Annotated in this window: 9 protein-coding genes; 8 read left to right on the top strand and 1 reads right to left on the bottom strand. The window is 75.4% G+C overall.

Translation table 11 applies throughout. The annotated features are described in order from the left end of the window. Nucleotides 1-424: 424 nt before the first annotated feature. Entirely contained in the window at nt 425-1123 is a 699-nt protein-coding gene (locus ACZ7LB_RS14470) for a LysR family transcriptional regulator (RefSeq protein ID WP_471468139.1), read from the bottom strand. A 1089-nt stretch (nt 1124-2212) separates the two neighbouring features. On the opposite strand from ACZ7LB_RS14470, the gene ACZ7LB_RS14465 reads away from it, so the two are divergent. The 8 genes from ACZ7LB_RS14465 to ACZ7LB_RS14430 all read left to right on the top strand — a co-directional run bounded on the left by ACZ7LB_RS14465 (nt 2213) and on the right by ACZ7LB_RS14430 (nt 12288). Continuing rightward, entirely contained in the window at nt 2213-2512 is a 300-nt protein-coding gene (locus ACZ7LB_RS14465) for a hypothetical protein (protein WP_265295381.1), read from the top strand. Next, nucleotides 2509-3444 carry a ferritin-like domain-containing protein gene (locus tag ACZ7LB_RS14460; RefSeq protein WP_471468137.1) on the top strand — a complete coding sequence of 312 codons (936 nt, stop codon included), beginning with the start codon at nt 2509-2511 and terminating at the stop codon, nt 3442-3444. Before ACZ7LB_RS14465 ends, ACZ7LB_RS14460 begins: the two co-directional genes overlap by 4 nt. Before the next feature lie 66 nt (nt 3445-3510). Next, nucleotides 3511-3930 (top strand): acyl-CoA thioesterase, encoded by a 420-nt coding sequence (locus ACZ7LB_RS14455; protein ID WP_471468135.1) that lies wholly within the window; start codon nt 3511-3513, stop codon nt 3928-3930. Between the two features lie 60 nt (nt 3931-3990). After that, nucleotides 3991-5016, top strand: coding sequence for an alpha/beta fold hydrolase (locus ACZ7LB_RS14450; RefSeq protein ID WP_471468134.1), 1026 nt, complete (start codon nt 3991-3993; stop codon nt 5014-5016). A 10-nt stretch (nt 5017-5026) separates the two neighbouring features. After that, on the top strand, nt 5027-6715 hold the full coding sequence (locus ACZ7LB_RS14445) for an AMP-binding protein (RefSeq protein WP_471468132.1): 1689 nt from the start codon (nt 5027-5029) through the stop codon (nt 6713-6715). Between the two features lie 245 nt (nt 6716-6960). Continuing rightward, nucleotides 6961-8493 carry a DUF4192 domain-containing protein gene (locus ACZ7LB_RS14440; RefSeq protein WP_471468131.1) on the top strand — a complete coding sequence of 511 codons (1533 nt, stop codon included), beginning with the start codon at nt 6961-6963 and terminating at the stop codon, nt 8491-8493. A gap of 290 nt (nt 8494-8783) precedes the next feature. Next, complete coding sequence (locus ACZ7LB_RS14435; RefSeq protein WP_471468129.1) at nt 8784-9542, top strand: NUDIX hydrolase; 759 nt, start codon at nt 8784-8786, stop codon at nt 9540-9542. A 145-nt stretch (nt 9543-9687) separates the two neighbouring features. Then, a complete protein-coding gene (locus tag ACZ7LB_RS14430) occupies nt 9688-12288 on the top strand; it encodes an ABC transporter ATP-binding protein (protein ID WP_471468127.1) in 2601 nt (866 codons plus the stop codon). Nucleotides 12289-12380: the final 92 nt, after the last annotated feature.

Below are 12380 nucleotides of genomic sequence, written 5' to 3'. Positions count from 1 at the left end.
TCGTCGCAGGCGGCCACCCGTCCGATGCCCGGCACAGAGGTGCCGCTTGGCGGGTGTGGTGGGGGGAGTTGCATCGTACTGAGCACACGACCGTGCGGGAAGTTTTGTTGACCGCTGAGCGGACTTGAGCTGTCCTGGTGCCGTGCCGTGCCGTGCCGTGCCGTGCCGTGCCGTGCCGTGCCGTGCGCGTGGCGAGGTGCGCGGGGCGGGGGCGGAGTCGCGAGGGCTCCCCGCGGGGCCGGGCTGCCTCGGCGGGGACGGCGCCGGGAGGGAGCCCGGTGCGGCGCGGGCACGGCCCTGGGCTGCGCCGGTCCCGGTCGTACGCCCCGTACGGCGTGCGGCCGCACCGCCGGGGTGCCGGAGGCGGAGGCTGGGGCGCGGCGCGGCGGGTACGGCGGTGGCCGGGCGTACGGCGGCGGGCGCGTCAGCCCTGGGGGACGGGCGTGAGGCTCTGCGCCACCGCGAGCAACTGGTCCACCTCCGCCGGGCTCGCCCAGTCGGGCCAGCTCAGCCGCAGCCGGTGGGAGCCGCCGTCCCCGCACCCCGCCGGGCCCGCCGGCACCACGATGTCGGCCGACCCCAGCCCGTGCGGGTCCGGAAACCCGTCCGTCGGGCGGACGCCCAGCACGGCGCGGCCGTCGCGCAGGGCGCTGCGGTGCTCCTCCAGGCTGTGCCGGGCGACGCGGACGACATGGGCGCGGAACAACTGCTCCTGGAGGGCCCGGCAGAGGGCCTCGACGAAGGACTCGGGGTCGCCGGAGACATGGGGCACGTAGCTGAGGACGAGCGGTCCGCGGCCGAGGGCGGCCGCACGGGTGGCGTGCGTGGTCTCCTCCAGGACGCGCAGCGCGGCCCGTACGCCCCGCAGGAACTCCCGCCCGGCCGGGGTCAGTCCCACGGCGCGGTTGGTCCGCCAGAGCAGGGGGGCCGCGACCTCGCGTTCCAGGCGCACGATCTGCTGGCTGAGCGCCGGCTGGCTGATGTGCAGGCGCTGCGCCGCCCGGCCGAAGTGCAGTTCCTCCGCCAGGCAGACGAACGACCGCAGGCGGCTCAGCCCGAGATCCGCCCGGACGTACGGCACCGCCGTGACATCGGTACGTTCCGGCGCCTCCTCGGCCTTCATATGAGCCCCCCATTTTTTGTGATGTGTACGGAACGGTCCCCGACCGCGCCGGTGGACCGGGAATTCCCGGAATTCCCTTTCGTGCCGAGGAGTTTCCGGCCGATTCACCGGACCCGAATGTTCCGGAAAGCGCCGACCGCCGTCCCGCGCCGCGCGGGGCGCGGCGGATGGATTCGCCCGACACCACCACCGGGACGCGGATGCCGCCTGGTCCCCGGCCCGGGGGACGACTCCTCCGCGGGTCGGAACACGGACACCACCCCTACAGTGTACGAACGTTCGTCCTGACAGTATCTTCGGGCGACATTTTGCGTCAAGGGACGTGTTCCGCCCTGCAGTTGGGTGAACAGGCCGGGTGGACGGGCGGGGTGTGCGGGGTGCGTGGCGCCATGACGATCCTAGATACCGGTGGTCCGGCGGGGGGCTCCAGGTCCAGACCTTCGCGTACCGGGAAGTAGAACCCGATGGTAGCGAATGCGGATTGGCGGCCCCGCCGGGTGGGTAATGCGGGCGTAAAGCGGAGGGTTATTCGGTGACGACCACGGAAAGGACCGGTGCGCGCGGGCTCCCGTCCGAGAGGGCTGCCGGGAGCCGGGACGTGCCGCCGGGCGCGGGTTCCGCCCCCGGCGGGGTGTCGGGCGCACCTGGTCCGGCCCGTGCCGGAGCCGGGACATGAGTGCGCGACGGCGGCAACTCGTCGCGCTTTCAAGGGGGATGGGGAGCATGGAGAGCGCGGGTGCCGCAGGAACGGAGGGGCGGCGGGGTGGGGGAGGGGCGCTGTCGCCCGTCGGCGGGCCGGCCGCCGCCCCCGGCTTCGCGCGCGTTCCCGCCGTTCCCCGCGGCCGGGTGTGGTCGCCCACGTTCCCGTCCCCGAACAGGACGTGTCCGTCGCCGAGTTGGTGGGGTCGAGCCGCCCTCTGGCCGGATTCCGCCGCCCCGGCGGACGGGCCCGTCCCCGTCCTCCGCGCCCCCGGGCTGCGCCGACGCGGCGCGCACCGGGGGGACAACGCCCGGACTCGGGCGTGCGATAACCAAAACTTATGTCCGAACACCCGATTGCCGGGCGGCGCGAAGGTAGGGTCAGGCCCCATGAGAACAGCCGAACTGGACTCGTACATACGGCGCACATTCGCCGAGCACTCCGGCCTTTCGGAGGCCGAACTGTTCAGCGGTGACACCACGTTGGCCGATGTGATCAGCCGCAGCTCGCGCATGACGAACAGCATCGACCTCATGGAGTCCTTCGCCCGCACGGCCAACGCGCTGCGCAAGGACCACGGGATCCGGGTACGGCTTCCGGCACTTCCCCTGGACACCCCGATGACGTCGGTCGTGAAGCTCTTTCTGGAGGAGTGCGAACGCCAGGCGCAGAAGGAGGAGAGCGCGTGAGTATCCGCCCGCCGGAGACCGCCGCCCGCCCCGGCTCCGCCGAACGGGCGGACGCCCCGCCCGCGATCATCACCGACCTCTACGACGCCCTCACCACGCGCGGCATGTCGCTGGTCGACGTCACCTGGGAGCAGCACCGCCTGCACGAGTCCCGCCGCTGGAGCGTCGTGGAGATGCTCGCGGACGTCGACGTCGACCGCCTCACCCAGCGCGACCGCATCCTCGTCTGGAACGCCGGGCGGGCCGAGCTGACCACCAAGCCCGGCGCCGACCGGCTGGAGCGGCAGGCCGAGGCGGAGTGCCGCCACTGGGGTGAGAAGGCCCCGGCGGTCGCGGCCGTCATGGAGGCATGCGGCACCTGGAGCCGCTACTGGAACGAGGAAGAGGCCCACCACGAGACGGTCTTCAACCGGCTGGCCGCGGTCACCGGCATGGAGCCGATCTCCAACGAGACCTTCATCGAGTTCCGTCAGGTCTTCCCCGACGACAACATGCTGCGCACCCTCGTCCTGCTGGCCATCTCCGAGATCACGGCGGCGGTCAACTACGGTCAGTGCCAGCACGTCATCGAGGACCCGGGTCTGCGCCGCATCTTCAAGCAGGTCGCGGCCGACGAGATCCAGCACCGCAACTACTTCGTGGCCTTCGCCAAGGCGCTGGTGGACAGCGGCGAGTACCACCCCAAGGACGCCTTCTCGGTGGCCCATCTGTTCCTGCGCGAGGACGGCGAACTCCAGGGCAGCGGACGCGAGCAGCGCGGCACCCACGTCAACTGGTGGGACCACCTCGACACCACCGGCAGCGACTTCCGGCCCGAGGCGATGGAGAAGAAGGAACAGCTCATCTGCGGGGCCCTGAAGAAGATCACCGGAATCACCACCCACTCGGCCGACGAGGTCGAGGACCAGTGGATGGAACTGCTCGACAACTGACCGGCGCCGCCGACGGGTCCACCGTCGGCGGCGTTCCGCTCCCGGCACCCGGACGGACGACCTCCCGTGCTCCACGACGTGACCCGCCTCTCCCTCCCCGTACGCCCCAACGACCTCGACGCCCTGGGACACGTCAACAACGCCGTCGTCCTGGAGTACCTGGAGGCCGGACGGCGGGACTGGCTGCGCCGGATCGGCGGCGAACCGGGCGGGGACGCCGTCGCCGTGGTCGCCCGGATCGAGGTCGACTACCGCGCCGAACTGCCCTACGGACAGCTCGAGGTGGTCACGGAGCTGGAGTCGCCGACGGCCGAGGAGGTCGCCGACGAGTGCCTGACCTTCCGCGCCCTGCTGCGCCAGCGCGTCCATCTGCCCGGCGCGGCGGAACCGGCGGCCGAGGCCCTGGTCACCGTCGCCTTCCTGGACGCGCGCCGACGCTGCCCGATCACGCTCCAGGACTATCTCTCGGCCGTAGTCGCCGGCTGAGCGCCCCCAAGTGCCCCCCCGAGGGCACCCGTTGAGTCCAACGAGGGAGAGCAGACCACGATGAGCACGGCAGCAGCGCCGCAGGAGAGCACGTACTGGGTCCCCACGAGTGACGGTCACGAGCTCCATGTGCGCCGGGCGGGCGACGGCCGGGCCGGGGACGGGACTCCGGGCGTGCTCTTCCTGCCCGGCCTCTTCGCGGACGGCTCCTTCTTCCTGGGCGCCGCGGGCCGCAGTCCGGCCGACGTCTTCCTCGCCGAGGGGTACGCCGTCCACGCCGCCTCGCTGCGCGGGCACGGACCCAGCCGCCGTACGGACGAACGGCGCGCGGGCGACTGGAACTTCGACACCTACGTCCGCCACGACATCCCCGACCTGGTGCGCGCCGTCTCCGAGCGCCACCCCGGGCCGCTGTTCCTGCTGGCGCACAGCATGGCGGGCTACGCGGCGCTGGCGGCGCTCGGCGTCGCGCCCGAACTGCAACGACGGCTCACCGGGGTCCTCACCCTCTCCTCCGCCGTCAACGACTACAGCGACGGCGGGCTGCCCAAGCGCGCCCAGATCCTCTTCGCGGCCACCCTGTCCCGTCTGGTCGGCCGGTTCCCCGCGCGGGCCCTGAAGCAGGGGCGCTTCGACGAACCCGCGGGCCTGATGCGGCAGTTCGCCGACTGGGCGCCCAAGGGCGGCTTCCACAGCGCCGACGGGGCCACCGACTACTGGGCGGCCCTCGCCGAGGTGACGCTGCCCGCCCTGGTCGGGGTCGGCGCCGCCGACACCTTCCACGCCTCGCCCGCCCGCGCCCGCAAACTGGCCCAGCACCTCGGCTCCGACGCCCGGTGCACGGTCTTCGGCCGCGAGTCGGGGCTCTCCTGGGATCCGGGCCACGTCGACGTGCTGCGCGGACGCCGGGCGGCCGAGGAGGTGCTGCCCCGACTGCTGGAGTGGATGCGGCGGACCCTCCCCGCCGACGGCCCGGCCGGCGCCGGGGACACCGGCACCACGACCGGTGGCGGGGACGCGGACACCGCGCCCGGCACCGGCACCACGAACGGCGGCGGTACCGGCGCCGACACGGAAACGGAGTAGAAGGACCGCCATGCTGGAATTCCTGGGCGCCCGTGACGGCTTCTCCGACCAGGGCCTGTACCTGTACGGGAAGTTCGACGAAGCCCCCGAGTCCGTTCCCTACGCGGGGTTCCCCGGACGGGTCGCCGCCGGTGCCGAGTTCCTCCGCGACCACGGGGTGCGTCCCGGCAGCCGGGTCCTGTTCCCCTTCGAGACCTCCGCCGAGGTGATCCTCTCCTTCTTCGCGCTCATGGAGATCGGCGCGCTCCCGCTCTGCGTGAAGCCCTTCGCGCTCAGCACCCCGCTGCGGACCTACGAGGAGTTCCTCGACCGGATCGCCCGCGACCACGGGGCCGACCACGTCCTCGCCGTCCCGAGCCTCGCCCCCGTCACCCTGCCCGCGCCCGCCCTGCCCCTGCCGCCGGCCGGGCTGCGCGCGTCCGGGGCGTCCGGGGTGCTGCGCGTCCCCGGCGACGAGGAGACGGCCTTCGTCCAGTTCTCCTCGGGCTCCACCTCCTTCCCCAAGGGCATCCCGATCCTGCACGGCAGGCTGCGCGCCAACCTGGGGATGATCACCCGCACCGACGGCCGGGGCCCCGGCGACCGGGTCAGCAGTTGGCTGCCGCTCTACCACGACATGGGCCTGGTCGGCGGGATGCTCTCGTGCTTCCGGGTGGGCTGCGACCTGCTCCTGGCCGACCCGACCTCGTTCCTCTTCGACGCCCGCGGCTGGTGGGAACACCTGTCCGCGGAGCGGGTGATGGGCACGGTCATCCCCAACTTCGCCATCGACTACTCGCTGCGGATGATGGCCGACGCGGACCCGGCCGAACTCGCGGAGCTGGACCTCTCCCGGATCCGGGCCGTCTACCTCGGCAGCGAGCCGATCAACATCCCCAACCTGGAGGCGTTCACCGCCCTGATGGAGCCCTCGGGGCTGCGGTCGACCGCCTTCATGCCCTGCTACGGCATGGCCGAGGCCGTCCTGCTGGTCTCTAGCAGGGAGCCCGGCCAGGGCGTCCGGACCGTGCCCGCGCCCTCCGGCGTCCCGGCCGTCTGCGTGGGGCGGCCCATGCCGGAGTTCACCGTCCGCGTGCGGGACGGGGACGGCCGGGTCTGCGGCGAGAACGAACTGGGCCTGATCGAACTGTCCGGCGGCAGCCTCGCCACCGCCTACCTGGGCCGCAGCGGCACGCTGGCGGGCGACGACGGCTTCTACACCACCGGGGACATCGGCTTCCTCGACGGCGGCGAGCTGTTCGTCACGGGGCGGGACGGCGACCGGATCAAGGTCAACGGGCAGAGCCTGTTCGCCGCGGACTTCGAACAGGCGGTGGAGCGGCTCCCGTTCGTGCGCCAGGGCCGGACCGCGGTCGTGGAGAGCGGCGGGAGCATCCTGGTCCTCACCGACTCCTGCCGGGAGACCCGCCAGGACACGGAGGGCTGCCGGGCCCGCGTCGTCGACCAGCTCGTGCGCACCCTCGGCGTCACCGTCCGCCCCCAGGACGTCCACTTCCTGCGCCCCGGCCAGCTCCCCCGCACCAGCAGCGGCAAGCTCCGCCGCCGGGCGGTGCTGGAGGCGTACGAGGCGGGACGGCTGCGGGGCCCGACGCTGCCCGAGCCCGCACCGGAGGCCGGGGCGGGAGCCGGGGCCCAGGGCCCTTCGTCTGGCTCAGGCCAGACCCCGCGAGCCCGGCGTGATCCAAACGAGAGGCCCTAGACCTCTCGGGCGGTGGCCCGGAGGGGTCGGCCGTTCCGGAGGCGCGCTCCGGAGCGCGCCTTCCCGCGGGACGTGCCGGGGCGCGGTGCGCGGGACCGGTGACCACGACCGGGAGCCACGACCCGGCGCGGTGCCCGGGGACGGGGAACGCCGCGTGCGGGCCGCCGGACGACGGGTGTCATGCCCGGGGCGAGAGTTGTCCACAGGGCCCAGCGGGATTCCGGGATCCGCGAGATCGTCGATCCATGACGAACCGCAGCGAAGCGCGCGAAGCCGCCGACGACGATCCGCAGGTCACCCTCCGCACCCCGGCCGAGCTGGCGGACGCCCTGCCCTATCTGCTCGGGTACCGGCCGGAGGACAGCATCGTCCTGGCCGCCCTGTACGACCGGGACGGGCAGGGCCGGTTCGGCGGCCGGGCCAGGCTCGGCATCCCCGCCGGGCCGGAGGACTGGCCGGGAGCGGCCCGGGAGTTGGTGCGCGGCCTGGTGACGGGCGGGGAGCGCCGCGGCACCCGCCCGGTGCGGATGGTCGCCTACCTCTGCCAGGAGCCGGCCCCGGGCGAGTCCGGCCGCCAGGTGATGGAGCGGCTGAGGCCCCTGGCGCAGAGCCTGCGCCTGGAGAGCGGTGCCCTCGACATCCCGGTGGTCGAGGCGCTGTGCATCTCCGACGGGCGCTTCTGGTCCTACTGCCACGACGACGAGGTCAACTGCCCGCCCGAGGGCGTCCCCATGGGGCTGCCGGGCACCTCGGTGCTAGCGGCTGCCGCCGCCTACGCCGGCATCCAGGTGCGGGGCTCGCTGCGGGAGCTGCGGAGGCGGCTGCTGCCCTGGGAGGGCGCCGCCGCGGCCGAGCAGGAGAGCGCCCTCGACGCGGCGGGCTCGGCGCTGATCTCCCGGATCTTCGACACCACCCGGCGCGGGGACGTCGCCGAGGACACGCTCGACCTGGCCGCCCGCCTCATGGACCGACTGGCCGGGGCCTCGGCGGCGTCCGGCGCCGCCGCGGAGGACGGGCGCGACGACCGGCTGATCACCCATGACGAGGCCGCCGCCCTGGTTCTCGGCCTCCAGGACCGCACCACCCGGGACCGGGCCGCCGGATGGATGGAGGGCGCCGAGGCGGGCCCCGCGCTGCGGCTCTGGCGCGCCCTGGCCCGCCGGTGCGTCGGCCCCTACGGCGAGCACGCGGCGGCGCCGCTCAGCCTCGCGGGCTGGGTCGCCTGGTCCACGGGCGACGAGCTGGAGGCGCGGGAGGCCCTCGCCATGGCCCTGGGCGCCGATCAGGACTACCTCTTCGCGCGCCTGCTGCACCAGGCGTGCAACGAGGGGCTCGATCCCGAGTCGATCCGCCGCTGTCTGCGCACCGACCGGGCGGGCGGCGCGGTGACCGAGGGCGGTTCGGTGGCCGAGGGCGGTGCGGTGGCCGGGGGCGGCGCTCCGGGCGGGACGGAGTGCGCGGCCGGGACCGGGGCGGATGACACCGGGGCGGCCTCCGGGGCCGGTGCCCGGGCGGTGCCCCGGCCCCGGGCGCGCCCCGCCGCCACGGCCGACGGGCACCCCGCCCGGCTGCGGACGCGGCACCGGGCCCTGCGGCGGGCGGTCCGGTCCGAGGCCGCGGTCCGGCCGGAGGGCGTGCGTCCCCGCACCCCCGCGGGCGGGGCGCGTCCCGGCGGGTCCCCCGAGGCGCGCGGGAAGGCGGGCACCGCGGGCGGCGGAGCCAGGGGGGAGGAGAGCACCCGGCGGGAGCCCGTCGGCGGCGCCCAGGAGGAGGGGTGAGCGGCGTTCGTCCCGGCCCCTGACACCGCCCGGCGCCGACCACGCCGCCGGGGCGGAGGCCGTCGGTCGGGGAGCCCGAGCCGTCCCCCCGGGCCGGTGCCATGAGCGGGCGGAAGGCGTTCCGGAACGGAGAGGAGGGCAGGCGCGGGGACCCGCCGGGAGCCCCGGGAGGCCGTGGTGCGACGGTGCTCCGGCCCAGGTCCGGACCGGCGTGAACGGCAGGCGGCGGCGAGAGCGGTGCGCAAGCGGAAGGGAGTGTTTATCGTCAGGAAGACGACTATGATCACGGCATGCCCTACGACCCGTCAGCGTTTCCGCCCTTCGCCGTCACCGTGGACCTGGTCGTGCTGACCGTGCGCCGCCATTCCCTGTGCGCGCTGGCGGTGCGCAGGGGCGAGTCCCCGTTCCAGGGGCGCTGGGCCCTGCCCGGCGGGTTCGTGCGGGCCGACGAGGACCTGGCGCGGGCGGCGGCCCGGGAGCTGGCCGAGGAGACGGGGCTGACCGTCCACGACCCCGCCGCCCCGGCCCAGGACAACGGGGCGCATCTGGAGCAGCTCGCGACCTACGGGGACCCCGACCGAGACCCCCGGATGCGCGTGGTCAGCGTCGCCCATCTGGCGCTCGCACCCGACCTGCCCGCGCCCCGGGCGGGCGGCGACGCCAGCAACGCCCGCTGGGCGCCGGTGGAGGAGCTGCTGGACCAGCAGGGGCGCGGCCGGGACGGAGAGCCGGTGGCGCTGCTCGCCTTCGACCACGCCCGCATCCTCTCCGACGGCGTGGAGCGGGCCCGCTCCAAGATCGAGTACTCGTCGCTGGCCACCGCCTTCTGCCCGCCCGAGTTCACCGTCGGCGAGCTGCGCCGGGTGTACGAGGCGGTGTGGAGCGTGTCCCTGGACCCGCGCAACTTCCACCGCAAGGTCACCGGGACCCCGGGCTTCCTCGTCCCCACCGGAGGGACGACGACCCGTCAGGGCGGGCGCCCCGCCCAGCTGTTCCGCGCGGGCGGCGCCACCCTCCTCAACCCCCCGATGCTGCGCCCGGAGGTGTGAGCGCGGGCGCGGCCGGTCCCGGCGCGAACGGCGGACACCCGCTCGCGCACCTGGCGGAACGGGGCCGCGCGCCCGGTCGTACCGCGGCCCACGACGGGCCGTGCTATGCCCGGAAAATCCGATATAGCGCGCTATCTTGCTTCGGGTGATCCAGGCCTTCGGACTGACCAGCACCCCCCGCAAGGAGCTTCCCCCCGCCGTCGACGATGTCTCCTTCGAGGCGCGCGCGGGCCGCGTCACCGCACTGCTCGGAGCGTCCGGCGCGGGAAAGACGACAGCGCTCGGACTGATGCTCGAACTCCAACCCGGCCGGGGCATCACCCACTTCAGAGGCCGCCCCCTGCACCGCATCGCCCACCCGGCCCGGGAGGTCGGGGTGCTGCTGGGGGACGTGCCCGGCCATCCGGGCCGCACGGTCCGGGGACACCTGCGCATGCTCTGCGCGGCGGCCGGGGTCCCCATGGGGCGCGGTGACGAGGTCCTGGAGTCCGCCGGCCTCGTGAGCCTGCGGGAGGAGCGCCTCGGCACCCTCTCGCGCGGACAGGACCGGCGCCTGGGACTGGCCTGCGCCCTGCTGGCCGACCCGCACGCCCTGGTCCTCGACGACCCCGCCGCCGGGCTGTCCGCGGCCGAGGCTCGCCGGCTGCACGGGGCGCTGCGCGCGCACGCCGACCGGGGCGGCACCGTCCTGTTCGGCACCGCCGATCCCAAGGAGGCCGCCCGCACCGCCGACCACGTGGTCACGCTGGAGGGCGGCAGGGTGGTCGCGGACCAGGAGGCCGCGCGGTTCCGGCGCACCCGGCTGCGCCCCAGGGTCGCCGTCCGCAGCCCGCACGCCCCCCGGCTCGCCGCCCTGCTGGCCAAGGAGGCCCGCACCGAACGCCGTTCGGTGGAGGTCGTCCGGGAGGGCGGCAACCGCCTCGCGGTGTACGGCAGTACCTGCGCCGACATCGGTGACACCGCCTTCCGCAACGGCATCCTCGTCCACCGACTCGCCGACGAGGTGGGGGACATGGGGCCGGGAGCGGAGGCGTACCCGTCGGAGGAAGCGGAGCCCGGGGCGGTGCCCGGACCGGCCTCTGGGTCCGGGCCGGTCCCGCGGTCCGGGCCGGATTCCGGGCCCGCGCCGGATTCCGGGCCCGCGCTCTTCGCGAGGCTCATGCCGGAGCCCGGCGCCGCGCCCGGGCCGTTCCCGGGGGCCGCGTCGGTATCCGGGCCCGTACCGACCTCCGGTACCGCGCCTGTCCCGGGGCTCGCGTCGGAGTCCGGGCCCGGGCCGGCATCGGGCACCACGCGGATTCCGGCACCCGAGCCCCCTTCCGCGCGCGGCCCGGGAGCCGGGACCACCGCCGCGCCCGACCGGGGCCCCGGGGTCGTGCCCGGGCCGGGGCGCGCGCCGGGGCCGGGAGAGGCGGCGGCCGCCGCGACCGCGTCCGCGTCGGTGGCCGAGCCCCCGTCCGTCGTGGGGCGGTCCCGTACCGGCTCCGCACCCGCCGCCCACCCCGTCGGCCGGTCCGCCTCGGCAGGGCGCGCTCCTGCCGGAGCGCAGGACCCCGCCCCTGCCCTCACCCCGGCCCCGGACACCCCCGTGCCCACCGCCGCCGCGCGTACCGGCCACGCGCACCCCGACCCCGACCCCGAGCACGCGGCCCCGGTACGCACCGCCTCCACGCCGGTCCCCGTACCCACCGCCCCCGCGGCTGGCGACCCCGAGCCCGATCCCGTACGCGGCGCCCCTCCGCCCGGCCCCGTGCGCGCCGACCCCGCGACCGCGGCCCCCGTGCCCACCGCCGCCGCGCCCGCCCGCTCCATGAGCGCCGATCCCGTGCGTGCCGCCCCCGTGCGTGCCGCCCCCGTGCGTGCCGCCCCCGTGTCCCCGTTCCGCCGGGTGGCTTCGCTGGTCGGGGGTGTCCGGGCCGTCGCGGAGGACCGGGGCGGGGGCTCCGGGCTCGGGCCGCCGATCCGGGTCCGCTCCGCGCCCGGCCCGCTGCGGCCGCTGCGATACGAGCTGCACCGGGCCCTGGGGATCGGCACCGGGTTCCTGACCGGCGCGGTCGTGCTGGTGGTGTCCGCGGTGACCGCCGTGGTGCTCGCCCGGATCGGGCACACCCCGCAGCCGCGGCTGCTCGTCGCGTGGCCGGCGGAGCTGCCGCTGCCGCCCGCCGCGCTGGGCGCGGGGCTGCTGGGGGCGCTCGCCTTCGGGGACGAGTTCCGCCACCCCGCCCTCGCGGCGGACCGGGGGACCGTGCCCCGGCGGCTGGGGCTGCTCGGCGCCAAACTCGTCGTCTCGGCCCTCACCGCGCTGCTGCTGGCCGTGCTCACCCTGGGCTGCGACGCCGAGCTGCTGTACCTGTTCTACGGCCCCGAACTCACCGCCGTCCCCACCGACTGGCCCGCGCTGAGCGCCGGTTGGGCCGGGCTCGTGGTCGGCTGCGCCTGGGCCGGGCTGCTGGCCGCCGGGGTCTTCCGCTCCACCACCGCCGGGCTGGCCGCGGTGCTCGCGGTGCCCGTCCTGGTCGTACCGCTCGTACAGAGGCTCTGGGGCGGTCCGTCCGTGCGGTCCGCCGCCGGTCTGCCGACGCGGCTGCGCGAGGCGCTCCTGGCGCCGTGGCCGTTCGGCGGGGAGCGCTACGCGACGGGGGTGCTGCGGCTGCTGGCACAACCCGTGGGCGGGGCAATGACGTTGTCGGTGGCCGCCCTGCTCTGCGCTTATCTGCTCACCACCCTGCGGGGCAGGGCCCGGTGACCGCCCCGGATGACTTCCGTTCCGGCCGTGCGCACAACTCCCCCGTGGGAAGCCCATTTCTTTCCGATAAGGCGTCAATTGGGGCGGGGTGA

This window comes from Streptomyces sp. NPDC107521, from assembly GCF_055598485.1.
Note: the sequence above shows the minus strand (reverse complement) of the source record. Positions and strands in the feature narration are given on the sequence as shown.